Here is a 26,647-nt window from a genome sequence, read left to right as displayed (position 1 = left end):
TACTTTATTCTCCTTGCTTTTTGTAGTTTTAATATAACGATTTTATATTCATGATTCAATTTCATTCTTGCTTTATTTTTGCACTATTTTGCGCGAGACATTTTTAATAAAAAAAGACGAAATATACTAATCACATTTTGTATATTTCGTCTCCTTTATATACTACTATATTTTAAATTCTGGAATGATGATAACCCTCACAGTTTAATTCTTCATTTCCACTTATTTTACGGTATCTGCTTGGTCCCATAGAATATACTTCCTTAAACTTCCGGTTAAAATAGCTCAATCCTGAGAAACCAGATTCATATGCCACTTCACTGATGGGGAGTTTTGTGGAAAGCAATAATTTTTCTGCAGATTTTAATCGGATATGATTTAAATACTCTACAAATGTATAATCTGTTGCCTGTTTAAACACTCTGCAAAATGTATACATACTCATGCAACACAATTCTGCTACATTTTGTAACTCTATATGATTTTGATAATTTTCTTCTATGTAAGACAACGCAGGTCTGATTTTTTCCAAGGCTATCATAACTTCTGTCGCAGGTCTTCTGGCACAAATATAATCATTTCGCATAAAGTATACCATTAGTTCCATAATATACGCAGGTATCCGAATCTCATATCCCAAAATCTTCTTTTTATATTCTCCCTCTATTTTCCACATAATGGATTCTACTTTTTTACTTCTCAAATTAAAATGTCCAACTTTTCGAAACGGATCTAATAATATACTTGGAATGTGTTGATATTCCTTTGCCACAGAAAAATAGGGTAAAACAGGTTCCATTTGAAACTGTAACAACAATATTTTATGTCGCTTTGTAATTTTTTCCGTTTCATGTGGTTCTTCCCCAGAAATGACCGTGATGTCGCCTGGTCTTGAAATAATCTTCTCCCCACCAAATCTTACATATGCTTCACCCTCTAACTGGCACAAAATTTCCCATGAATGATGCCAGTGCATCGCACACCCCGCTAAAGTATAAATTCCTGCTGAGAACGGTAATTTTGCCTCTTCAATATAAAAAAGCTCCGAAGAGTGAAACTTATTTGCAGTTGATATGGGTTCTTTGATTTTTATAATTTCTTTCCTGTCTTCCATTTTTCTCCTGTTAATCTCTCCCATCCAAGCTATAATTTTTTTGTCAAATCCACCAATTTTTCTACTCTGTAATCTGCCTGCTGCTCTAACTCTCTTAATTTTTCATTGGTTATGGCATCTTCCGGATGATACCAACAGGTTTTAAGTCCTGCAGCATGCCCTCCTGCAATATCTGCTGTCAGGGAATCACCTATCATCAGACATTCTTCCGGTTCAATTCCAGGCAATTCTTCCATACATTTTTCAAAAAAACGAAGGCTCGGTTTCTCTACGCCAACCTTTTCCGAAACAAAGCAATGTGTAAAATATTTACGCATGCCGCCTCGTTCCAGGCGGTTTAGCTGCTGCTCATACGGTCCGTTGCTTGCTGCACAGAATATGTATTTTCCTGCTAAAGCTTCCAATGTTTCCAATGCACCGCTCACCGGCACTGCACTATTATGAAGATAGCTTCGGAACACATGATCCATTGCCACACCATCAGCTTTTAATCCCAGCCGTTTTAATATAATCTGCCAGCGGACATAGGGAAGGTCTTCCCTTGATAATTCACCCTTTTCAATTTTGTCCCAGAGGATATGATTTTCTTTCTGAAAAACACCAAACATTTCCGGTTTGAATTCCAGTCCAAAATCCGCAAATGCCTGTTTCATGGAATCTTCTGCTCCGGCATCAAAATCAAGCAGTGTATTATCAATATCCCAAAAAAGGACTTTTATATTCTGGATTTTATTCATCCTTTATTTCCTCATCATCCTATGATTTTATGCTATGCAAAATGCAATATATCTATCAACAGCAGCCAGACTAATCCATAATAGGTTACTACTGCTACCAGGTCATTAATTGTGGTAATCAATGGACCGGATGCCACTGCCGGATCAATCTTAATCTTATGAAAAAGCATTGGAATCAAGGTTCCCACAAGGCTTGATATTACCATTGCTATCATCAGTGCAAGACCCACGCATCCTGAAATAATAAATGCATGACTTACCGGATTATTCTTTAACAACCAGACATATAATCCGATAAAGGAAAATGCCAGTATCCCCAGAAAAAGCCCGTTCATAAACCCAACACGCATTTCTTTTCCTACCAGATGACGCTTCTGTTTTGATGTAAGATTTTCATCTACCAGTACACGAATGGTTACAGCCAGCGACTGTGTTCCGACATTTCCTGCCATGTCAAGTATCAGCGACTGGAAACACATGACAATTGGAATTACGGCTACAACGGTCTCAAAAATCCCCACTACGGAAGATACGCCCATGCCAAGTACCAGTAAGATAATCAGCCATGGCAGACGTTTCTTCATACTCTCTACCAGCGTTTCCTGTAAATCTTCTTCGGCGGTCAGACCTGCTAACTTTGCGTAGTCATCACCCATCTCATCATCCACAACTTCTACGATATCCTGAGATGTGATAACACCTAAGATTTCATCATTTTCATCCAGTACCGGAATGGAGTCCTCTGCATAGTCCTTCATTCGCTCAATACATTCACTAATCTGTTCATGATCACGCAAATACGGATAGGATGTGCTGATGATATCTTCCAGTGCATTATTTTCACGGGCAATGATTAAGTCCTTTAAATCGATGGCTCCATAGAATTTGCCAGCTTCATCAGTAACATAAACGGTCAAAATGTTATCATTTTCTCCCGCCTGACGAATCAGCTCCCGCATGGCCTGCCGGATGGTAAGGTCATTTTTAATCACGATAAAGTTCGTGGTCATCTTGCTACCAATTTCATCATCCTCATAGGACTGAATCATCTTAATATCATGACTGGATTCTTCATCCAGCAATTCTACCAGCTGTGCCTGCTTGGAATCATCCAGTTCGTCTAAGACATCTACCGCATCATCGGAGTCCATGTAGGAAATAACCCGTGCCGCTTTATCCAGATCCAATTCATTCAGATATAGATCCGGGTCATCAATATAAGTAAAGATTTCCGCAACCTGTTCCGCTCCCAGGATTGGGTATAATCTCTTTCGTTCTTCTTCATCCAGACGCACAAATGCATCCGCAATATCATTTTCATGATAATCGGATAATTTATCCCGCAGTTCCTCATTGCTCTTCGTACTACGGATTATCTCTATTAACTCTTCTACATAATTCTGCTCTTTTATTTTCTCGTCCACTGCTTCTGCCTCCTTACATCATTTTCCTGCAGCAGCAGCACAGATGATACCCTCACAATTACAGGAAACACACAGCGCATTTCCAGCGTAAAAAGAGCAATTGTCCTGTCTGGATTCTTATCAGAAATCCATGGCCAATTGCGCCAAAATCATCTTCTGTCTGCTACCGCAGATACTACTTCGCCCAGTACTATCGCAACTGTCCATGCATTTCACCTCCTGATTCATTCTCTTTTTCCATTCTAATCCTCGGAATGAATCAAGTCAAGTTTTGCTTTGTCTGATATTTATATAATCTTTGTAAAATATATATTCTTTATTCTATTTCTTCCATAAATATTCCAGGCAATTGTGAATGAGGGATTAAGAAGAGTTGCCACAATAATATTACGTTGATTCGCAGTGGATTTTCTTTCGCTACGAAATACCACAGTTCTAAAATGCGGGGGGTTCTTTTTGTTATAAAAACAGTCTTTCCAATGTTTGTCAGAATAACTGCACGGTTCGTCGAAGTACAGATGCCTGATAAGGGCTGTTAGGGGCACTGGGAATTTCGTCTGGCAACAGGCAACGCTGGTACAGGGATGTACCAGCGAGGTGCAATTGAACATGGATGTGAATTTGTGCCGGTTGCCAGATGAAATTATAATTATATCGAAATTCTCAGTGCCCCTTGCAGGCTTTATGTGGCATCTGCTCTCGACGGACAGTGCAGCGATTCTGACAAAGCAAGCGGAAAGACAGTTTACAAGCAAGAAACCCCCGCATTCTAAGAACTGTTGGCATTTCATATCGGATAAAGATAATCCTCTGTGAATCAACGTAATATTTTCCGTGCAAAATCTATCTCTCTTTCGCAATTGCCTGCTATATTTATCGAATATTTGTATAGTCTAAGAAAAAGCACATACAGCTTGCCCGCTCACTTCCTTCATTCCGGTAAATGTGCGGCTGGTCTGTTTCAAATTTGTAGACCTGGCTCTTTTCCACCTTCTGGCTGTGGTCATGGCATTCTATGGTCAGCGCGCCGTCAATTACCGTAATATATTCTCTCGTCCGCTCGCCGTGGCTTCCACTGGTGTATACACCGCCCGGCTCTACGTCAATCCGGTAGATTTCTACGGACTGGGAGTCCTCAAATGGAAAGCAGGTAAAAACCTTATACTGTCCCTCCAGTTCCTTGGTTGGAATCATTTCTTCCGGCTTCACCAGACAGAAATCCACACGGGGAGCTTCAATTAAAGTCTGAAATTCAATCCGCAGTCCGCTTGTAATCTTTCCAAGCACACCTAATGATGGATTTGCCGTTCCCTTTTCAATCTGTGCCAGCATACTCTTACTTACACCGGTCTGCTCTGCCACCTGATCAAGACTCATTCCCTTGGACTGTCGCAGTCTCTTTAAATTTTCCGATACATTGTGTGACAGGTAATCCATGCATTTTCCTCTCTTTCCATTTGAAACTTTCACTTCAAATTTTTTACATCAAACTTTTCGCATCAAATTTTTATGATATTAACCGATGTTTTTGATAAAGATATCTGTTTTACAGTGCCTTGCGGTATAACATTTCTATATCACACTGACGGGATGACCGTGGGTTCACTGCAATATTGCCGCTCTTCATGGCATCTGCTGCCATTGCTTCTATTTTCTCTTCGATGGTCTCCCGGCTGATGCTTCCTGTTTTGCCTGCCTGATTGATGGCTTCCGTAAGATTTGCCGGAATTCCGATAGCTTTGCATAAGGAACGGATGGCATCCACTAACATCATCGGTTCAAATTCATCTTCATAGGCCGGAATTTCACTGATGTAGTTATAAATTTTATAATACCTTCCATGGTCAGCTAAGGCATTATACTCCGCTACTACCGGAAGCAATACAGCATTGGCAACTCCGTGTGGCACATCAAAAAATGCACTGACCGGATGGCTCATGGCATGTACATTTCCAAGTCTTGCAAAAGAAAATGCAATTCCAGCAAACAGTGAGCCTACCATCATTGCCTCTGCCGCCTTCACATCGGTGCGGTTTGCCACAAATCTCCGGATATTTTCTCCGATGAGCTCCATTGCTTTTTCTGCCATGGCGTCAGAAAACGGAGAAGCCGCAGTTGAAATATACGCCTCTTCTGCATGGATAAATGCATCAATTCCGCAGGCTGCCGCCACACTGGCTGGTGCCGTTGTAATCAGGTCTGCGTCCAGAATAGCATATGCCGGCAGCAGTTCATAAGAAAATACCGTCAGTTTATAGTCTCTGCTGTGGTCGGTAATTACAGAAAAAGCTGTTACCTCAGAACCGGTTCCTGCTGTAGTCGGTAATGCCACCAATGGAATAATTTTGCCCGGCACTTTATGTGCCCCTTCATATTCGGTAATGCTTCCACCGTATTTTGCTACTACACCGACTGCTTTTGCTACATCCATCGGAGAACCGCCGCCAAAAGCTACGATAAAGTCTGCCCCGGAAGCCTGAAATGCTTCTGTCGCTGCTTCCACGGTTGTAACGGAAGGATTTCCTTCGATATCCGTAAAGTCATCCACCAAAATTCCTTCGGCTCTTAAAGATTCTGCAGCTTTCTCCACCAGTCCCATCTTCTTAAGATGCGGTCCGGATATGATAAACGCATGCTTTCCACCCATTCTTTTTGCAACTTCCGGAAGTTTTGCCATAGAGCCTCTTCCTACAATAATATTCTGTGGTACTGAAAAATTAAATTCGTTCATAGCTTTTCCTCTCATTTTCTGTCGGTATTTTCAGAACTTACTACTCGACTTTTCTATATTCTGCTTTCTTTACTCTATACATTCCATTATCCTGCCAGCCGCGCCAATACACGGTCGATTGCCACATCGATTACCTGATCCAGCTCCACATCATCTGCCTCCGGCATCAATGTTGCTGCATCTTCATCTGAAATAAGCTGTACCAGACTGCCAAAGGACTCTTTGTATTTCTTTTTACAGATTACAAAGAATACAACTCCAAGCAAGCTCCAGGCTCCAACCATCAACCACTCCGGAAGAATCAGGCTGCCGCCGGTTCCCGGAATGCAGTACATGCATACCATAAATCCTGACATTAAAACTGCCATTACACCCACAAATTTATAACCAGGCACTTTATACGGACGAGGCATATCCGGTTCTTTCTTTCTTAAAATCAGAAATGAAATGGATACCATACAATAGGCAAGACAGCATCCAAAGTTACCTGCATCACAAATCCATACCATCATGACACGTCCCGCAAACGGTGCTAACATCGTAAGAATTCCCATCAGGATTAATGCATTTAACGGGGTCTTATGCTTTGGATGAAGTTTTGCAAAAGTTCTTGGAATCATATAGGATTCTGCCATGGAATATAAAGCACGGGAACCACCAATCATAAAGGAGTTCCAGGAAGTAATGATTCCGCACATTCCACCAACAATAATTACTTTTGCCATAACCGATGTTTTGAACGCTACCGCCATGGCATCTGCGGTTACAAGACCGGTTCCTGTCTGTGATGCTGCAATGGCATCCGGCTTTAATACCAGACCTACTGCAATGATAACCAGCGAGTAAAACAGTACTGCCAGTACAACAGATAATATCAGCATTTTTCCAATTTTCTTCGGTGGAACATTGATTTCCTCTGCCGCCTGTGGGATAACATCAAATCCGATAAAATAAAATGGAGATAACACCGCAACACTGAGTACTGCCTTGATTCCACCTCCGGTTGATGTGCCGGCAAACATCTGTCCGTTAAGATTATCCACACTTCCGTTGATGACGGATGCAACAATCAATAAAATTCCTGCTCCACCAATGATAATAGTAAGAATGGTCTGTAAAATAGCTGCTGTTTTGGCTCCAAAAATGTTTATTATCATAATTAAAAATGCAACGATAATTGCTACAATCAGCCAGGAAGCATAGATATCAAATCCAGCTACCGTATAAAGATATCCCTTTAAAAATCCCGGCCAGAGATAAGTCAGAATCGTTGGAAATGCACATGCTTCAAAGCAGGTAACTCCGACATATCCCAGGACGATTGCCCATGTACAGATAAAGGAACCATTTGAGCCCATTGCACGGTAACTGAACACATGCTCACCACCGCACTGTGGCATGGCTGCTGTAAGTTCTGCATAAGTCAATCCCACAAAGAATATCATGATTCCACCAAGAACAAATCCGATAGCTGCTCCAAGAACTCCGCCTTTCTGAATCCAGCCACCGGAGGATACGACCCAGCCCCATCCAATCATGGCACCAAATGCAATGACAAGAATATCCCAGGCATTAAATACTTTATTGAATTCTGTTTTCTTCTGTTCCATATTTACTACCTCCTATTCCTGAAATACTTTTCCGGCTACTTCTTCAATCAACTGTGCAGTTCCATCCACACCCAGCAAATCGCTGTTAATCAGCATATCCCTGTTATGTCTGTCTCCACGATTGCTTCCGGTCAGTGCCATATGTCTTTTGTGATAACGTTTATCTTTTTCCACAATCAGCAATTTTGCATCATCTGCCGAAAGATTGTGGCTTTCCATTACATTCTTTATCCGGATTTCGTCCGGTGCATAAATGAAAATGCGTAATATTGGTTTCTGTTCTTTTAAAATATAATCAGCAGAACGTCCTATAATCACACAGGACTCTCTTGCTGCGAGTTTTCGAATAATTGTTTTCTGGACGTGAATTGCACGTTCTGTCAAATCAGCGTATTTGGAGAAAGAACCCCTGACATCACCTTCTGCTCCTTTACCGGCAATGGTCACTCCTTCTTCTACCTTTTCCATAATATCTTTGGGAATTCCTACTTCTTTGATAATCTCATCTACCGTTTCACGGTCATAAAACTTGATGCCCAAATCCTGTGCAACCTTTCTCCCAATCTGATTTCCTTTTGCGCCATATTCGCATCCTATTGTAATAACAAGATGTTCCATTTTGCTTCCCTTCCTTAATGTATATACATGCGTTTTTTCTCATCCATACGAACCTGCCACTGGCAGCTTCGTATGGATGTCTGACAACTATCTGCATAAAAAAGACGAGGGCGCACTTATTTTCTGTGACATCCTCGTCTTTTCTATTTCTTATTTTTATCTTTCTGTTATTCTTCCGGTGCCCGGTTTGAAGGACACGGATTCCTAAATTTCTTACTTTTCCAATGATTTTACCGTTTCTTCAATGATTGCATATGCCTTGTCGCATTCTTCTGCGGATACGATAAGTGGCGGCACCATACGAATGACATGTGCACCGATAGCTGTAATCAGAAGCTTTCTGTCTAAGCAGCCATGTTTTACATCTACACCGGAAATGGTATCATCAAATTCTACACCAACTAATAAGCCCTGATGTCTTACTTCTTTGACATGTGGTAATTTTTCTAATTTTGCTGAGAAATAATCTCCCATCTTCTTTGCATTTCCGGCTAAGTCATTGTCTAAGAGCTCTCCTACCTCAGCTAAAGCTGCTGCACAGCTGATTGGATGTCCACCAAAGGTTGTTCCATGGGAACCAGGAGTAAATGCTTTGGCGACCTCTTCCGTTGCACAGATTGCACCGATTGGCATTCCGCCGCCAAGACCTTTTGCCATAGATACGATATCCGGTTTTACGCCATAATTCATATAAGACATTACTGCTCCGGTTCTGCACCATCCGGTCTGTACCTCATCTAATAATAAGAGCATTCCTTTCTCATCACAGAACTCTCTTAAGCCTTTCATGAATTCCATGGTTGCCGGATGTACTCCGCCTTCACCCTGTACCGGTTCAATCATAATTGCAATGGTATTCTCTGTGCATGCATTTTTAAATGCTTCCAAATCGTTGTATGGTGCATAAGAGAATCCATAAGTCATTGGTCCGAATCCTACCTGGCAGCCATTTCCCGGCTGACCGGTTGCTGACATTGCTCCAAATGTTCTTCCGTGGAATCCCATTTTAGCAGTTACGATATGATATTTATTTGGACCGTATTTTTCAATTCCATATTTACGAGCCATTTTAATCATTGCTTCGTTTGCTTCTGTTCCGGAGTTCTGATAGAAAATTTTATCCATGCCAATGGTCTTACAAACTTTTTCTGCTAACAGTGCCTGTGGAATGGTATATGGATAGTTGAAGGTATGCATGATATCATCTACCTGATCTTTGACTGCTGCTACTACCTTCGGGTTACGGTTTCCTGCATTGTTAACAGCGATTCCTGCATAGAAGTCAAGATATGGTGTTCCTTTCTCATCATAGAGGTACATGCCCTCTGCTGTCTCAGCCAGAAAATCAAAACGCTCATATGTTTCAATCATATATTTATTTACTTTATCTTTAATGTCCTGTACGCTTAATCCTGTGTCTTTTAATTTCATAATTGAATCCTCCTTGACATATTCTTTACTCTTTTTTGTTTTCTCTTTAAACCGGTTTGTTTTGTTCAATCGACGGAACAAAGAATGTGCCTCGGCACATTCTCGCGCCTGCGTCGGTCGCTTGCGACATCTACCTTATACGCCGCAGTGCGCATCCTCGCAGAGCGTTTTTTACTTTACAGGAAAACAATTTCCTGTAAAGTAAAAAAAGGCACTTACCGATTGGTAAGCGCCTTCACTTTTGTTTTTCTATTATTTTGAACAGTTATACAATATCACGTCTTTTTTGCTCTGTCAATATTTTTTTACAAAAAGTTGCATTTTCCTGTTTTTTCTGCTTTTTTCAGTCTGTTCATGAGAATTAATAGAATATATTGTATGTTTTTGTGTATTATATTGTACATTTGTATTATTCATTCGTACACTATAGTATCGTTTTGTCTTTATACACTCTCTACTCCGATATATGCATCAATTCTTTCCCGACGCAAATGCTCTCCGATTACAATAATGACTTCCTGACCTTCCTGAATCGGTTCCATCCGCACTCCGTTGTGGGTAGCATTGAGTTGTATCCAGGAATTATCTTCTGCTTTTATAAATCCCTTAATCCGAAATACTGCTCCGCAGGAGCTGTCTTCTAAGATTTCTTTTGCGACCTTCTGCATTTTTTCTGCCGTCATAGGTACATTCATAAAATACTGGGACTCGAAACCGGAGTGTTCCTCCAGGTCCATTTTCTCATAATTTTCCATCACATAGCCACTGCTCATAATCCGATGCAAATCTTCCGAAGTAAGCTGCGGTGTACTCTTACGCAGAATCTCTTTTCCCAGTCTTCTCTTACAGTGAATCTTCTCCAAGGCTTCGTTGATGTGTGCAACCGTTGCATCCATTTCTTCTGCTGTAGCTTCATCAGCATGGCTTAATAGAATGCAGCCTGCATCTGCCACCTCTGATGCCAGAATAAAACCTGCCTCATCGGACAGCTCTTTTTCCAGCTTGGCATCTACGATTGCAATTACATTTCCAATCTCATACCACTGATCCAGCGGTTCTTCCCGCAATGCATCAAAGAATTCGTCCACATCAAAAATTCCGGATGGCTCCACCAGCACCCTGTCATATCCGCACATGCCCATGGCGATTAGCTTTGTCTTAAAACGTCTTCTGTGGCAGTCCTTATCACAGCCTCCGGCTACCATTTCCAACTCACAGTTATCTCCCATCAAATCCTGCAGCAGCATCATGTCCACATTTACTGCGCCATAGTCATTCTCCAAGATTCCAATATTCATGCCCTGTTTCATCAGATACTGGGCATATTTTCTTATAAATGTTGTTTTACCGGAACCTAAAAAGCCGGTAATTAAGTCGATTTTTACCATGTTTGTCTTCCTCCTTCTCAGACATCCCGCTCCAGCCGCCGCAAGAGCTCCTGGTATGCCTCCATTACTTTATCGTGATGACTTCGGATATAATCCGTATCCGGAATGTCATGATTCTTGATGGCATACTCTAATCCCTTAAACTGCTCAGACAACTCCATGGCTCCGATATTCGCAGACACATTTTTCAGTCCATGCACATGAATCTGATACTGTGCCCAGGCCCCTGCCTCATAATCCTGCTGCAGAATATCCACCATCTCATCTTTCAGATAAACTTTTAATATCTTAAGATAAAAATCTTCGTCTTCCATGCATATGGACATTCCCTGCTCGGTGTCAAGGTATGGAAAACGCTCCTGCAATGATTTCTTATTTTCTTCTGCTCCACCGTCAGAATTTTTCTTTTCCACTGCCTCTGTCTGCTTGTCTGCCAGAAAACGTTCCAGTATCTTCCACATCTTCTCTTCAAAAATCGGTTTGGAAATATAATCGGCAAATCCATGCTGCAGATACATTTCCTTTGCTCCTTTTACCGCATTAGCTGTCATGGCAATTACCGGTGTAGTTTTATTCTGATGATTCATTCGCTTCATTTCCTCAAATGTGGCAATGCCATCCATATCCGGCATCATCTGATCCATGAAAATAAGATCATAGTGCTGCTCTTTCATCAGAGTCAGCCCTTCTTCTCCACTGCCTGCCACATCCACGATTGCACCTGTCTGCAGCAGCATCTCTTTTGCCACAATGCGGTTCATTTCCATATCGTCTACCACAAGGATATGCACACCGGAAAACTGAGGTACCGGCATCATAGCACCGACAGAAAGCTCATAGTTTTCGAAAATCTGTTTCATATCGCCAATGTCATCTTCACAGATGACCTTCTGCGGTATGATTGCGGTAAACGTTGAGCCTTCTCCATACTGGCTTTCTACCTGCACTTCTCCGTGCATCATATCTACCAGACGTTTCGTCAGGCTCAATCCCAGTCCGGTTCCCTGAATATTCCGGTTCTTATGTTCCTCCAGCCGGGTAAAATTCTGGAAAAGATTCTCCATATCCTTCTTCCGGATTCCAATTCCACTGTCCTTTACATCGATACGCAGATTAATATTTTCCTCATCTATCCTGCTATAAGAAATTTTTAAAATTACATGACCACGCTTGGTATATTTTACCGCATTAGACAGAAAATTATTTACTATCTGGCGGATACGGACATCATCTCCATATAAAATGGATGGAAGATTCTCATCAATTTCCATATACAGATTCAGATTCTTTTTCTTGCAGTTAGAGGCAACTATCGTATAGCAGTCATTGATGAGGGATGCCAGCTCATAACCCTCGCAAAGCAGCTCCATCTTTCCGGATTCAATTTTGGAAATGTCCAAAATGTCATTTACAATGGCAAGCAGAGTTCTGCTGGCCCGCTGCATATTTCCTGCATACTCTGCAATCTTCTCTCTTGGCAGTGTATCAATCTGCCGGAGCAGGAGGCTGTTCATTCCCATAATACCGTTGATTGGCGTACGGATTTCATGAGACATATTCGTAAGGAAATCGGTCTTCGCCCGGTCTGACACCCGGAGCCGCTCTAAAAGTTCTTCTTCGTAAGTAATATCCACCAGTGTTACGATAGTGTTCTGCATCTCGCCATATTCATCGCAGACCATCGAAGACGTTACCGATAAAATCTGATTGCCCTGCAGGCATTTCACCTTGCAGTGCTCTAATTTTCCCTGATAAAGCTGTTCTGCAAATTCTTCCTTTTTGCCCTCGCAGGCTACCAGTTCTTCAAAAGGCTGTTCCACATCTGCACCAAACAACACTTCTGCATTTGTATTATGTAAAATATGTGTTCTCTGATAATCATATACCATCACACCATAGTCAATCTGATTAAACAGATAATCTGAAACTGTTAATTTTGATATTCCAAAAGTATCATACCGGATACTAAAAAATACAGTCATTAAAAACGAAACTGTTACGCCATAAACCGAACTGGGATAAGATTTAATTCCATAAAATGGCAGAACCGTATCCGGAATTGCCGAAAGAAGCATAATTGTATTTCCCAGAATGATATATGCCACATATTTTCTCTGACTTTTACGCATAATTTTCTTCGACCAATATAGTACAATATAGATGCAGCACAAAAAGCAAAGCATAATATACATCCAGTGATAAAACACGCTGCCATGAAATTCTGTGGTAAAGCAGGTTCTTCCATTGACCCTGTAAAAATGGCGGATCCGCATACTTCCAAAAGAAACACCATCCACCAGAGATGTCAGTATTCCTAATCCAACCATCAGACCATATCCCTTTATTTTTACACCAGTCAGACACGCCACATAAATTACAATCGCAATGACATATAAATTAAAGCCCACAATTGTCATGCAAAAGAAATTCTGTGCCAATCTGTCATCTGTACAATTTCCATACAATGCTGAACCCAGTGCCCAGATTCCTCCTCCTATTCCCAGAAGCAGGATACAAATCCGCCCCTTGTTTTTCGTATTATTAATAAAAAAATAAAAGATGCCAACGCCAATACATATAGTTGCACATGCCACCAAAAGCACTGTTGTAATCATTCCTGCTTCCATCAATTTTTCTCCCGAGTTGTTTTACTTCATTATATATAAAATCCAATTTGTTCGCAATAAAACAATCCCTGCAGAAGCTGCCACCAGCATTTTCTTATTGCCGCAAAAAAGCAGGAGCTCCGTTCCAGTTTCGGTGTTCCTGCTTTTCTCTGTCTTTTTCTATTTTTTCAACTCTGTTCTTATTGTGAACTTTTCATTTCAAACTTTCATTTCGAACCCTTCTCAAAAACTCTTATTTTAATTCTCCTGCCGGATGTATCATATCCGGTGTAATCAGCCCTTTGATAATCAGGTACTGCTCAATGGTTTTTACACAGTTCTGCACGCCGACCCGCTCACTGTTTAATGTCATGTCATAATTGACCGGGTTTGTCCAGCAATTTCCGTGTGTGTAATATTCATAATAATCTGCCCGGAATTTATCCGTCCGCTCTATGGTTGCATTAGCGACCTCTTCGCTCACACCCATATTTTCCATGGTACGGTTCACACAGAATGCTCTCGGTGCTTCAATATAGATACTCACCACATTTGGCTTGCCCTTCAGTACATAGTCGGCACATTTTCCGACAATAACGCAGGACTCTTTTTCTGCCAGATCTTTGATAATTTCACTCTGATATTCAAACAGCTTGTCATCCGATACGAATTTTTCATTTCTGGAAATGTAACGTCTTGATCGTGGCAGCCCTCTTAAAAAGCTGGAAAATCCACTGGTCTCCCTCATTTTTTCATTTACTTCCTGAAAAATATTCTCATCCAGTCCACTGAGCTGGCTTGCCAGCGTTAAGATTCGGTTTTCATAACAGTGAATACCTAACTCCTTTGCCAGCTGGGAAGCAATCGCCTTTCCGCCTGTTCCGAATCCTCTTGCAAAGGTTATTACAAAATTCTCCATATTTTCTGTCCTCCTTTAACCTGCTAAATAACGACTTAAGAATTCCCGTGTTCTCGGATTTTTCGGATTGGTAAACAGTTCGGATGGAGCTGCATCCTCCGCCACATAGCCGGAATCCATGAAAATGGTTCTGGTGGACACATCCCTTGCAAATGCCATCTCATGAGTAACAATAATCATTGTAAGTCCCGTCTTGGCAAGCTCTTTCATAACATTTAATACTTCTCCTACCATTTCCGGGTCCAGTGCAGAAGTCGGCTCATCGAAAAGAAGTACTTCCGGATTCATGCAAAGAGACCTTGCAATGGCAACCCTCTGTTTCTGTCCTCCGGAAAGCTGTGATGGTTTTGCATTGATATAAGGAGCCATTCCTACATCCTTTAAATGTGTGATTGCCCGGTTAAATGCCTCTTCTTTGGAAATATGAAGCACCTTTCTGGTGCAGAGCATGCAGTTCTGCAATACAGTCATATTGTTAAATAGGTTAAAGGACTGAAATACCATTCCCACCCTGGAGCGGTATTCATTGATGTCCTTCTGTACATTCCGGACTTCCTTATCATGGTAAAGGATTTTACCAGAGGTCTGCCGCTCCAGTTTATTGATACACCGCAGCAGCGTTGACTTTCCGGAACCGGAAGAACCAACTATACAGATAATTTCTCCTGCTTCTATATCAATATCTATTTTTCTTAAAACCTCATGATTCCCAAATGATTTGCTCAAATCCTTGATTGAAATTACTGTCTCTCCCATATCCGTTCCTCCTACTGATTATCCATATACTCAATTGCCAGTGCATAATCTGTCTTGCCCTGCATTTTCTTTTCAATGAATTTGAAAATCTTATCAAAGACAAAGCACAATACAAAGTAAATCACTGCAATTACCAGGTATGACTCGAAGTATTTGTAATAATTTCCTCCGACTGTTTTTGCAGCCATGAAAAGTTCCTGTACTGCAATTACATTTAATACGGATGTCATCTTCAGGTTTGTCAGGAAAGTATTTGCCATCTCCGGGATAATATTTTTAAATGCCTGTGGCAATACCACATACAACATTGTCTTAAATGGCGACATTCCCATTGCCCATGCGCCTTCACGCTGGCCCATATCAATGGAGCCGATTCCGGCACGTACTGTCTCACCCATGTAAGCTCCGGTATTTAATACCGTTACCACAATACCTGCAAATACCGGTGTCATTTCTACTCCCAGCATTTTTATTCCATAGTATACAATCATTGCCTGAACAATCATTGGAGTGTCACGGAAGATTTCCACATATACGGTAAAAATGATTTTCAAAAGCCGCATCAGAAGCTTCTTGAAAACATTATCACCCTCGCTGATTTTTGCATCATTTACAAGTCCGACAATATAACCTAACACAAAACCAACCAGCGTTCCGATTACAGCAATTTCCAGCGTAAGCCAGGTTCCTTTGATAAACATACTTGCATATTTCTGGGCTAAAAATATCATCCACTCTAACGAATTACTCGGATTTTCTATTAACATATTTCTCTACCTCACTTTATCTGTTACTCAGCTCACGCTGGAAATATTTCTAGTTTGCTGCCGGCTGCTGTGTCAGAACAGTATCCATCAGCTCATCCATTTTGGCTTTATCATTCCAGCCAATGGCATCCATTGCATCCTGGATTTTATCTCTTAATGCGGTATCATCTTTTCTGGTAGCGATACATACATTTACCATTTCATCATCACCGGTGAAAGAATCATCTTCATCTAACTGGATAATCACAAGGTCATCATTGGTAAGTGCTGCTGACTGTGCGGTTGGCAAATCTACGACACATACATCTGCAACACCATTGGATATTGCCATGAAGCATTCGGATGTTGTCTCATAATTTCCTGACTGCTCTGCACCTTCAATCTGATCCAAAAGAGGTACCCAGCCGGTTCCTAACTGTGTTGTTACTTTACATCCGGTTCCTGCCAGATCAGAAAGTCCTTTTACATTTTCATAAGCACTTCCCTTTTTTACTACGATACAGTTATCTCTGTAATAATATGGTTCTGTAAATGAATAAGAAGCTTCTCTTTCTGCTGTTTTTCCCATTCCTGCAATGATTACATCATAATCTCCTGCATCTAATGAGATTCCAATGGAAGACCATTCTACTTTATGAACTTCTAAATCCATTCCCATCTCATCAGCAAGCTTCTGGGCTACTGCCACATCATATCCATATGCATAATAGTCAGATCCATAAATCGGAACCGCCTTGCTTCCATCCGGTGTTGTATCACTGTCCTGTGTCCAGTTAAATGGTGCATATGCACATTCCATTCCAACTCTTAATACATTCTTATCAGATGTCTCTGCTGTCTCTGAGGTTTTCACATCTGTATCGGATGTTTTTGTATCTGATGAACCACATCCTGCCAATGTAGATATTGCCATAACTCCTGTCAGTACCAATGCTAATAATTTTCTTTTATTCATAATATGTTCCTCCTTAAATGCAAATGTGAAGCCGACTTTTTGTTTCTCTAGAGTATCAAAAAAGACGCTTGAGATTTCTTTCTCTCAAAGCGTCTTTGCTGATAGACAGTATAGTATACTTTCTTTTTCTTCTTTTCAACTTTCAAATTGCACAATTTGATTGTGCAATTTGCACAGCATCTTAATTAAACATCAATCTTTTTACCAGAATACAGTTTACAATATCGAGATATTCCATGGAATCTTCCAGGTCAACCTCCAGTATTTCTTCTATCTTCTTCAGGCGGTACTGCAGAGAATTCCGATGGATATACAAAGCCTCTGCTGTCTTTCCCACATTAAATCCACTCATATAATATGTCAGCAGTGTCTCCACCAGAAATGCCCCATTGGTCTGGTCATACATCTCAAGCTTCTTTAATTTGTCATTGCAGTAGTCCAGTATCTCCTGCTGATTTCCATTGTTAAACATATATTTATAAATGCCCATGGAACTGGCACTAAGCACTTTTTTATTAGTAGGATTCGGCAGATAATCTTTCTTTGGAATCAGATTTTTTGCTTCCTGATAGCTCTTGCCAAATTCAGACGGATCCGTATAAGCTGCGCCTAAAATACAGGTACTGTGTATCAGCCCGGCAAACTGCGGGCGGCTGTCCAGCTTCTTTAGCAATTGTTCAATCTGCCGTTCTGTCTCCTTATCCTCCGTTGCCTCAAACAGCAGCACAAATTTATTTAAGAAACGCATATACATCGGACGATTTTCCATATGCATTACTTCCCGGTTCAGACAGTCCGTATAATAGAGATAAGTATGCTCATCCTGCTCCAGGTTAATTCCATATTTCCGGTCAATTACAATGATTCCAACCCGGTACGCCCGGTCGAAAGCCAGTCCAAACTGGCTGGATATTTTTTCAATATATTTATCATTTACTTCATATCCAAACAGTAGATTATATAAATAGTCCCCGGTACGCTTATTTGTAATATTGGTTTCCAGTATCAGCTGCCCGATACTCTGTGCAATATCCACGAAGGTTGCGCCTTCCCAGCGGACATAGAACAGTGGCAATTTCAATTCAACCGCCTTGTCTATCATTTTCTGTGGAATCTTCTCCCGGTCATCCACAATCGATATTGCAAGCCCGGAAATTCCCAGTGCATTCAATTCTACCATTGTTTCAAAGGTCTTCTCGATGTCAAACCGCAGATAATCCACTACAATCAGTGCGAAGTTGCCAGGATTCATATGCTCTTCATAGGGCTTCGTCTGCACAAAATATGTCCAGGACACCACTCTGTCCAGTCCTACTTCCCCTGTCAGCAGTTCTACTCCATCCAGATCCAAATTATTGACGTCTCTACAAGTAACCATAATGTCTCCCTCTGTTGGTTGTGTGCAAGTTGCAAAAAACCCGGAGAAGTGCGAACACTCTCCGGGTTAATTTTACTTATTTTAGCAATTCATTGCAAGAGCAAAGATTACTCGATAACTGTAGCAACACGTCCTGAACCTACAGTACGTCCACCTTCACGAATAGCGAAAGTAAGACCCTGCTCCATAGCTACTGGATGGATCAGTTCGATAGTCATTTCTACGTTATCACCAGGCATGCACATCTCTGTACCTGCTGGTAATTCACAAACACCAGTTACGTCAGTTGTTCTGAAGTAGAACTGCGGTCTGTAGTTATTGAAGAAAGGTGTATGACGTCCACCTTCATCTTTTGTTAAAACGTAAACCTGAGCTGTAAATTTTCTGTGGCAAGTAACAGTACCTGGTTTAGCAAGAACCTGTCCACGAACGATCTGGTCACGGTTAACACCACGAAGAAGTGCACCGATGTTATCACCAGCCTGAGCCTCGTCTAACTGTTTACGGAACATTTCGATACCAGTTACAACTGTCTTCTGAACATCTTCCTTAACACCAAGGATTTCAAGTTCGTCATTCAGATGTAATGTTCCTCTTTCTACTCTACCTGTTGCAACAGTACCACGACCTGTGATTGTGAATACGTCCTCAACTGGCATTAAGAAAGGTTTATCTGTATCACGCTGTGGATCTGGGATATAGCTATCTACAGTATCCATTAATTCCATGATCTTGTCGCCCCATGGTCCGTTAGGATCTTCAAGAGCTTTAAGAGCAGAACCCTGGATGATTGGGCAGCCTTCAAAACCATATTCCTCTAACTGCTCTGTAACTTCCATTTCTACTAACTCGATTAACTCTGGGTCGTCTACCATATCACATTTGTTTAAGAAAACAACGATGTAAGGTACACCTACCTGACGAGACAGAAGGATGTGCTCCTTTGTCTGAGCCATAACACCATCAGTTGCAGCAACAACAAGGATAGCGCCGTCCATCTGAGCTGCTCCGGTAATCATGTTCTTTACGTAGTCAGCATGTCCAGGACAGTCAACGTGTGCGTAATGTCTCTTCTCTGTTTCATACTCAACGTGAGCTGTAGAGATAGTGATACCTCTTTCTCTCTCTTCTGGAGCTTTATCGATGTTAGCGAAATCTGTAGCTGTATTACCTGCAACTCTTGCTGCTAAAACTGCTGTAATAGCTGCTGTTAAAGTTGTTTTACCATGGTCTACGTGACCAATGGTTCCGATATTACAATGTGGTTTGGTTCTTTCAAACTTAGCTTTTGCCATTTTAAAACGTCCTCCTTAATTTTATGCCCTTTCTGGGCGCTTATTTTTACATTTTAATAAGTCACTCGGCTATTTCTGATTATATAAAAAACTTGCGAGTTTTTCAAGCATTTTTATTATTTTGCTTTAGATGCAACAATCTTGTCCTGTACAGACTTCGGAACCTGCTCATATTTCTCGAAGAACATTGAGTAGTTACCACGTCCCTGAGTTCTGGAACGTAAGTCTGTTGAGTATCCAAACATCTCAGCAAGTGGAACATATGCTTTAACCATTTTTCCACCACCGATGTCATCCATACCTTCGATACGTCCACGACGAGAGTTAATGTCACCAATAACATCTCCCATGTACTCTTCCGGCATAGTAACTTCAACTTTCATGATTGGCTCAAGAATTACAGGAGCTGCTTTTGCCATAGCCTCTTTGAAAGCCATGGATCCGGCAATGTGGAATGCCATCTCAGATGAATCGACCTCATGGTAAGATCCATCATATACGGTAGCATGAACACCTACTACTGGGAATCCTGCAAGGATACCAGCTTTGGTAGCTTCTTCGATACCTTCGCCTACTGCAGGGATGTATTCCTTAGGAATAGCACCACCAACAACTGCAGAATCAAACTTGAAGAGTTCATCTCCGTTGGCATCCATCGGCTCGAATTTAACTTTACAGTGTCCGTACTGTCCACGTCCACCAGACTGTTTTGCATATTTGTATTCCTGATCAACTGGCTTTGTAAATGTCTCTTTGTAAGCAACCTGTGGAGCACCTACGTTTGCTTCTACATGGAATTCACGAAGCAGACGGTCAACAATGATTTCCAGATGGAGCTCACCCATACCAGCGATGATGGTCTGTCCTGTTTCTGTATTTGTATGAGCACGGAAAGTAGGATCTTCTTCTGCAAGTTTTGCAAGAGCTTCACCCATCTTACCCTGTCCAGCTTTTGTCTTAGGCTCGATAGCAAGCTCGATAACTGGCTCTGGGAATTCCATGGACTCTAAGATAACCGGATGCTGTTCATCACAGATGGTATCACCAGTAGTTGTAAACTTAAATCCAACGGCTGCTGCAATATCTCCAGAGTAAACTTTTTCAAGCTCTGCTCTCTTGTTTGCATGCATCTGAAGGATACGGCCTACACGTTCTTTTTTATCTTTTGTTGCATTCAGTACGTAAGATCCGGAGTTCATTACACCAGAGTAAACACGGAAGAATGCAAGTTTTCCTACGAATGGGTCAGTCATAATCTTGAATGCAAGAGCGGAGAATGGTTCATCATCAGATGAATGTCTCTCTACTTCATTTCCTTCAAGGTCAACACCCTTAATAGCTGGGATGTCTGTTGGAGCTGGCATATATTCTACGATAGCATCCAATAATTTCTGAACACCCTTGTTACGGTAAGCAGAACCACAACATACCGGAACTGCTGTACACTCGCAGGTACCTTTTCTGAGGGCAGCCTTCATATCATCAACAGATGGCTCTTCTCCCTCTAAATACTGCATCATAAGGTCATCATCTAACTCGCAGATTTTCTCAACCAGTTCGGTATGATATAATTCTGCGTCGTCTTTCATATCATCCGGGATGTCTGTTACAGAGATATCATCTCCCTTATCATCATTGTAGATGTAAGCTTTCATCTCAAACAAATCAATAATTCCCTTAAAATCATCTTCCTTACCAATTGGTAACTGAAGAACAATTGCATTTTTACCTAATCTTGTACGAATCTGATCAACAGCTCCGTAGAAGTTTGCACCTAAGATATCCATTTTGTTAATGAATGCCATTCTAGGTACGTTGTATGTGTCAGCCTGACGCCATACATTTTCTGACTGAGGCTCTACTCCACCTTTTGCACAGAACACGCCGACAGCGCCGTCCAGTACACGAAGTGAACGCTCAACCTCAACCGTAAAGTCTACGTGTCCAGGAGTATCAATGATATTGATACGATGCTCTAAAGCACCTTTCTTCGGCTTTGTAAACTCTTCCAAAGTCCAGTGACATGTCGTAGCGGCTGAAGTAATGGTAATACCTCTTTCCTGCTCCTGCTCCATCCAGTCCATGGTAGCAGTACCTTCATGAGTATCACCAATCTTATAGTTAACACCGGTATAATAAAGGATACGCTCTGTCAATGTTGTTTTACCAGCATCGATGTGCGCCATAATACCAATGTTTCTGGTTCTCTCTAACGGATATTCTCTTCCAGCCAAGGTTTTTTCCTCCTAATTTTCTTAACCGAAAAAATATGCTCTCGTTCTGATTAGAAACGATAGTGTGCGAAAGCTTTGTTTGCTTCTGCCATCTTGTGCATATCTTCTTTTTTCTTTACAGATGCACCAGTATTGTTTGCTGCATCCATGATCTCATTTGCCAGTCTTTCTTCCATTGTCTTCTCGCCTCTCTTGCGTGAAAACAGTGTAAGCCAACGAAGCGCCAGAGCCTGACGACGGTCCGGTCTAACTTCGATAGGTACCTGGTAAGTTGCTCCACCGATACGTCTAGCCTTTACCTCAAGTACTGGCATAACGTTGTTCATAGCTTCCTCGAATACTTCAAGAGCTGGTCTCTCAGTCTTCTCTGCAACTCTGTCAAATGCACCGTATACAATCTTCTGTGCAATACCTTTCTTACCATCTAACATAATGTTGTTGATAAGCTTGGTAACCACTTTGTTATTGTACATCGGATCTGCTAATACGTCTCTTTTCTGAGTATGTCCTTTACGTGGCACGTTACTTCCCTCCTTAATCATGTTTTGCATCACAGGTCATTGTGCCTGTCATGTAGTATTTGTTTCGATTAATTCAACGGTACTCACATGTGTCTCTCTAAAATGTGTTCGTGCGGAAATATATCGTATGTGACAATAATTCCAACACTTACCTTTAGCTCTGTTTGTGATACTATTGGTGTGCGCTAAGCTTATTTAGCGTCTTTTGGTCTCTTAGCGCCGTATTTGGAACGAGCCTGTTTTCTGTTAGCGACTCCTGCTGTATCAAGAGTTCCACGGATAATATGGTATCTTGTACCTGGTAAGTCCTTAACACGACCACCACGGATAAGAACAACGCTATGTTCCTGTAAGTTGTGTCCCTCTCCTGGAATGTAGCTTGTTACTTCGATTCCGTTGGAAAGACGTACTCTGGCGATCTTTCTAAGAGCTGAGTTAGGTTTTTTAGGTGTAGCTGTCTTAACAGCGGTACAAACACCTCTCTTCTGAGGAGCAGAAGTATCAGTTGCTTTCTTCTTTAAAGAATTGTAGCCCTTCTGAAGTGCAGGTGCAGTAGACTTCTTAACAGATGTCTGACGTCCTTTTCTTACTAACTGGTTAAATGTTGGCATTATTTTCACCTCCTGTGCTATTATTTGATAAATGTGCATTTGTATGCACACTAATTCAGTATATAAGCCGATTCGCCACTTGTCAAGCAAATTTTTCGTGCAAGCTACGAGCCAGAGAAAAAAAGAAGGCTTTCAGCTGTTCAAATTTATTTGATAACGGCTGAAAGCTTTCTTTTTGATGTGGCGACAGCCACGACTGAGATGGAGCGTTAGCGGAATCGAAGTTGCGGTTCTCGTTCTTATGCCTGAATCTTTCCGTTCATGTGGCGACAGCCACGACTGAGATGGAGCGCAGCGGAATTGAAGTGGCATCTTTTCACACTAAATGCAGCAACATATTCCTTTTAGTATGATTTTTCCGCAACTTTTCTTACTTTTCTCATACTAAATCTGTCTTTATCTTCTTTTAAGTATGATTTTTCTGCTTTATAGCTTACTTTTCAAGAGATTTTCCCTCATTTTTCATACCATTTCTTCTATATTATTAGCGTTAGTATGATATTTCTGTTAACCAACTATTTTTCAGCTATCATTCTTCCTCCTAATTATGCTGCTTCTCAGTAAAAAATGTCATCGAAGCGTAGTACCCTTTTCCCGACTATGTAGCCCGGTTGCGATGGGAACCCACCATTACAATATTGAATCGCAGCACTCTTTTCCTGGCTATATATTGCCTGCCATCCCATAAAATCTATTCCTTATATCTCTTCGAAACGGCTGGCATCCAGATACTTTATTACCCTTGCCGGATTTCCGACTGCGACTGCATAGTCCGGCACATCTTTTGTCACTACTGATGCTGCCCCGACGATGGCATGTTTTCCAATGCTTACCCCCGGCAGGATGCTTGCGCCCGCGCCAATCCATGCGGCTTTTTTAATTAGCACCGGCTTGCAGGTCAGTATCGACAAATCATAAGGATCATGATTATTCGAAATCAGCTGGACATTAGCTGCAATCTGCACGCCATCCTCTATGGCGATTCCACCACGTGCCATTGCCAGCAGCCCAGAATTAATATAAACATTTTTTCCAATTTTCATGGTACTGACACAGGCACCACTGATTGGTGCTGCAACGTAGCTTCCCTCTCCAAGGTTCTCTCCAAACAATTCTTTTAAAAGCGTCTGATATTCTTCCGTAAAAGGCATCGTATGGTTCATTTGAAACATAATCTGCGCCGCCCTTACATTTTCTTCCCGGTCTTTTGGATTTGGTATCCTCATATCAACTCTTACTTCTTTGCAATCCATTCGCTGTATTCTCCTTAATTATTCTTCCTTTGGCAATTAACCATTTGAATGCAATCGTGTTTCCGCTGTTTCTGCACGCTGAGCCCAGTCTTTCACGCTGAGGCCGTCCTTTTCTACTTTACACATAAGAAACCATATCTTTACGCCTGCTGCGCCTGCCTCTTCCAATGCTTTTCCAAACTCAGGATGGGTCATTACATTTGCCCGCACTTCTTCCACACCTTCCATCTGAATTACAAATGCCAATATACATTCATAGCCAGCCTTCCTTGCTTCTGCCAGCTCCCGCAAATGTTTCACGCCACGTTCCGTCGGTGCATCCGGGAAATAACCAATGCCATCACGTTCCAAAGTACAGCCCTTTACTTCCATTAAATATTCCTGCTGTCCTTTTTTCATATAAAAATCTATCCTGGAATTTCCATATTTATATTCCGGTCTGATCAAATCAAACGATTGTGTCTCAAGCCATTCTTTTGCCACCTTGTTAGGCGCCTGACTATCTATATTAATAAGCCCGAAATTTTCTTTATATACAGCAATCAGATCATATGCTGTCTTTCGTTTTGGATTGTCTGCCACTTCCAGATAGACTGCTGCATCCGGAAGCAGCAGTTCCCTGCAGCGCCCGGTATTTTTTACATGCACCGTCTGAAGTTCTCCATCAATTTTAACATGCGCAATAAAACGGTTGGGACGGTCTACAAATTTTCCCTCTATCACTTTTTGATATTTCAATTTCTATATCCTCTGATTCCTGTTTATCTTATTTCTGAAAAGTCAGACGCATCTGGTTCCACACCGCGTCTCCATGGGCAGACTCTGATACGCCTTCATTTTCAAATCCAAATTTCGCATAGTAATGTATCAGCTTATCCTTGCAGGTCAGCACCAGTCCTTTTTTTCCCTGGGCTTTTGCATCTGCAATAGCTCTTTTTAATAGCTGCTCTGCCAGACCACGTCTTCGGTATGCCGGAATGGTATTCACGCCGAAAATCATCTGCCAGTCCCCCTGCTCCTCATGCAGTTCTGCTTTTTCATACATTTCATCCGTAAGGTCTTTCTGACTGGTCACCATGCCATCAACAAATGCCACCAGATGTCCCCCATCGAACATCAGCCAGAAATGGTCTTTATAATATTTTAAACGTTCTGCGAATTCTTCCCTCGTTGCTGCTTCTGCCGGTGGAAAACATTCTGTCTCCACGGCTGTAATTGCATCAATATCTTCCATCTGCGCGGTACGGATTGTCATTTTGTGTACTCCTTTTATAACTCTTTATAACTTTTTAATTCTTTTATAACCTTTTATAACTTTCTCCTATTGTATAACCCCTTATGATTTTTCTCAAGAGACGAATTCCAGTTCTCGTAGTATTTCCTGTGAAACGGGAAAAGCACAACAGCCTTGTTCTTTATCAAAGACAATTTCTGTCGTGCTTTTCTATTCTGTTTTTTATTATATTTTTCTGTTCTGCTTTCTGAAATCCAAACTATTCTTTCACTGGCACCAGGCGAATGTTTACTCCGCTTACCTTCAATTCCACGCCATCACTCAGTTCCACATTTTTCACTTCTGGTGTATAAAGACCATTTCCATCGTCTACTCCAAACATCTCATTCATTCCACCATCATATAAATTTGATGTGCTGACGTTTCCGGTTCCATCCACAGCTGTTACGGTATAAGTTCCTGCCGGGAAATCTGTGCCTGCCGTATAATTGCCACTGCCTAATTCCACTGCCGCTGATTCATCATATTCTCTTCCACTCATGCCTCCGGTTACTTCTGTATAGCTGACCTGTACTACTACATCTCCTGAAATCTTAAGTTCCACGTTTTCCTTCATTTTCAATCCGTTAAAAGAGGATTCATAAAGTCCGTTCCCATCATCCACGCCAAACATTGCATTGATGCCGCCATTAAACATATTACTGCTGCTGACATTTCCATTTCCGCTTACTGCTGTCAGATTGCACTTACCAACAGGAAGGTCAACACCTGCTGTGTAATGTCCTGCTCCAAGCGTATAGTCCGTCTCGATTTGTGATAAATCTTCTTCCGGAGCATCTTCCTTCCCAGCATCTTTATCAGTATCTTTGCTCTTGCCGCTCTCTGCCTGTTCTGTGTCTGTAACAGAATTCTTATCCGAATCCTTCTTGCTGCTTCCACCGCCTGCTGCAATTGCAAATACGACTACAACGATAATTACCCAGAACCACCATTTCTTATAAATTGGTTTCTTTACTTTTTCCATCTTATGCCTCCCGTTTTCATAAATCTTATGTATGAGACAAT

General features: G+C 41.5%; 23 protein-coding genes. All 23 read right to left on the bottom strand.

What is annotated here, in order from left to right; translation table 11 throughout:
• Positions 1-172: 172 nt before the first annotated feature.
• Complete coding sequence (locus DWX96_RS00495) at positions 173-1,114, bottom strand: helix-turn-helix domain-containing protein (protein WP_117697219.1); 942 nt, start codon at positions 1,112-1,114, stop codon at positions 173-175.
• Between the two features lie 29 nt (positions 1,115-1,143).
• Entirely contained in the window at positions 1,144-1,851 is a 708-nt protein-coding gene (locus DWX96_RS00490) for a YjjG family noncanonical pyrimidine nucleotidase (RefSeq protein ID WP_118056655.1), read from the bottom strand.
• A gap of 32 nt (positions 1,852-1,883) precedes the next feature.
• Positions 1,884-3,275, bottom strand: coding sequence for a magnesium transporter (gene mgtE / locus DWX96_RS00485; protein ID WP_242988672.1), 1,392 nt, complete (start codon positions 3,273-3,275; stop codon positions 1,884-1,886).
• 873 nt (positions 3,276-4,148) lie between these two features.
• A complete protein-coding gene (locus DWX96_RS00480) occupies positions 4,149-4,712 on the bottom strand; it encodes a helix-turn-helix domain-containing protein (RefSeq protein WP_022243671.1) in 564 nt (187 codons plus the stop codon).
• A gap of 109 nt (positions 4,713-4,821) precedes the next feature.
• The gene (locus DWX96_RS00475) at positions 4,822-6,006 is read right to left on the bottom strand and encodes an iron-containing alcohol dehydrogenase (protein WP_118056657.1); all 1,185 of its coding nucleotides are present in this window, start codon (positions 6,004-6,006) and stop codon (positions 4,822-4,824) included.
• An 86-nt stretch (positions 6,007-6,092) separates the two neighbouring features.
• Positions 6,093-7,616 (bottom strand): APC family permease, encoded by a 1,524-nt coding sequence (locus tag DWX96_RS00470; protein ID WP_118056658.1) that lies wholly within the window; start codon positions 7,614-7,616, stop codon positions 6,093-6,095.
• A 12-nt stretch (positions 7,617-7,628) separates the two neighbouring features.
• Complete coding sequence (locus DWX96_RS00465) at positions 7,629-8,234, bottom strand: cytidylate kinase-like family protein (protein WP_117841438.1); 606 nt, start codon at positions 8,232-8,234, stop codon at positions 7,629-7,631.
• A gap of 213 nt (positions 8,235-8,447) precedes the next feature.
• The gene (locus tag DWX96_RS00460) at positions 8,448-9,665 is read right to left on the bottom strand and encodes an aspartate aminotransferase family protein (RefSeq protein ID WP_117697227.1); all 1,218 of its coding nucleotides are present in this window, start codon (positions 9,663-9,665) and stop codon (positions 8,448-8,450) included.
• Between the two features lie 443 nt (positions 9,666-10,108).
• Positions 10,109-11,053, bottom strand: coding sequence for a GTP-binding protein (locus DWX96_RS00455; protein ID WP_118056659.1), 945 nt, complete (start codon positions 11,051-11,053; stop codon positions 10,109-10,111).
• A 17-nt stretch (positions 11,054-11,070) separates the two neighbouring features.
• Entirely contained in the window at positions 11,071-13,680 is a 2,610-nt protein-coding gene (locus tag DWX96_RS00450) for an ATP-binding protein (protein ID WP_118056660.1), read from the bottom strand.
• Positions 13,681-13,912: 232 nt separating this feature from the next.
• The gene (locus DWX96_RS00445; RefSeq protein WP_118056661.1) at positions 13,913-14,578 is read right to left on the bottom strand and encodes a cytidylate kinase-like family protein; all 666 of its coding nucleotides are present in this window, start codon (positions 14,576-14,578) and stop codon (positions 13,913-13,915) included.
• 15 nt (positions 14,579-14,593) lie between these two features.
• A complete protein-coding gene (locus DWX96_RS00440) occupies positions 14,594-15,334 on the bottom strand; it encodes an amino acid ABC transporter ATP-binding protein (protein ID WP_022243679.1) in 741 nt (246 codons plus the stop codon).
• A gap of 11 nt (positions 15,335-15,345) precedes the next feature.
• On the bottom strand, positions 15,346-16,101 hold the full coding sequence (locus DWX96_RS00435) for an amino acid ABC transporter permease (protein ID WP_117841442.1): 756 nt from the start codon (positions 16,099-16,101) through the stop codon (positions 15,346-15,348).
• 49 nt (positions 16,102-16,150) lie between these two features.
• Complete coding sequence (locus tag DWX96_RS00430) at positions 16,151-17,056, bottom strand: transporter substrate-binding domain-containing protein (RefSeq protein WP_197420785.1); 906 nt, start codon at positions 17,054-17,056, stop codon at positions 16,151-16,153.
• Between the two features lie 181 nt (positions 17,057-17,237).
• A complete protein-coding gene (locus tag DWX96_RS00425; protein ID WP_242988671.1) occupies positions 17,238-18,434 on the bottom strand; it encodes a helix-turn-helix domain-containing protein in 1,197 nt (398 codons plus the stop codon).
• 107 nt (positions 18,435-18,541) lie between these two features.
• Positions 18,542-19,729, bottom strand: a complete 1,188-nt coding sequence (gene tuf, locus DWX96_RS00420) for an elongation factor Tu (RefSeq protein ID WP_117697235.1) — start codon at positions 19,727-19,729, stop codon at positions 18,542-18,544.
• A 116-nt stretch (positions 19,730-19,845) separates the two neighbouring features.
• Complete coding sequence (gene fusA / locus DWX96_RS00415) at positions 19,846-21,963, bottom strand: elongation factor G (RefSeq protein WP_117841443.1); 2,118 nt, start codon at positions 21,961-21,963, stop codon at positions 19,846-19,848.
• Between the two features lie 50 nt (positions 21,964-22,013).
• Complete coding sequence (gene rpsG, locus DWX96_RS00410) at positions 22,014-22,484, bottom strand: 30S ribosomal protein S7 (RefSeq protein ID WP_207659146.1); 471 nt, start codon at positions 22,482-22,484, stop codon at positions 22,014-22,016.
• 191 nt (positions 22,485-22,675) lie between these two features.
• The gene (rpsL, locus tag DWX96_RS00405) at positions 22,676-23,095 is read right to left on the bottom strand and encodes a 30S ribosomal protein S12 (RefSeq protein WP_022242941.1); all 420 of its coding nucleotides are present in this window, start codon (positions 23,093-23,095) and stop codon (positions 22,676-22,678) included.
• A 698-nt stretch (positions 23,096-23,793) separates the two neighbouring features.
• Complete coding sequence (locus DWX96_RS00400) at positions 23,794-24,348, bottom strand: acyltransferase (RefSeq protein ID WP_117697243.1); 555 nt, start codon at positions 24,346-24,348, stop codon at positions 23,794-23,796.
• 36 nt (positions 24,349-24,384) lie between these two features.
• The gene (sfsA, locus tag DWX96_RS00395; protein ID WP_117841444.1) at positions 24,385-25,086 is read right to left on the bottom strand and encodes a DNA/RNA nuclease SfsA; all 702 of its coding nucleotides are present in this window, start codon (positions 25,084-25,086) and stop codon (positions 24,385-24,387) included.
• Between the two features lie 28 nt (positions 25,087-25,114).
• Positions 25,115-25,603, bottom strand: a complete 489-nt coding sequence (locus DWX96_RS00390) for a GNAT family N-acetyltransferase (RefSeq protein ID WP_118056662.1) — start codon at positions 25,601-25,603, stop codon at positions 25,115-25,117.
• Positions 25,604-25,841: 238 nt separating this feature from the next.
• Positions 25,842-26,606 (bottom strand): hypothetical protein, encoded by a 765-nt coding sequence (locus DWX96_RS00385; RefSeq protein ID WP_118056663.1) that lies wholly within the window; start codon positions 26,604-26,606, stop codon positions 25,842-25,844.
• Between the last annotated feature and the right edge of the window lie 41 nt (positions 26,607-26,647).

Source organism: Roseburia sp. AF22-2LB (assembly GCF_003461125.1).
Classification (GTDB): domain Bacteria; phylum Bacillota; class Clostridia; order Lachnospirales; family Lachnospiraceae; genus Roseburia_C; species Roseburia_C amylophila.
This window is presented reverse-complemented; position numbering and strand designations above follow the sequence as displayed.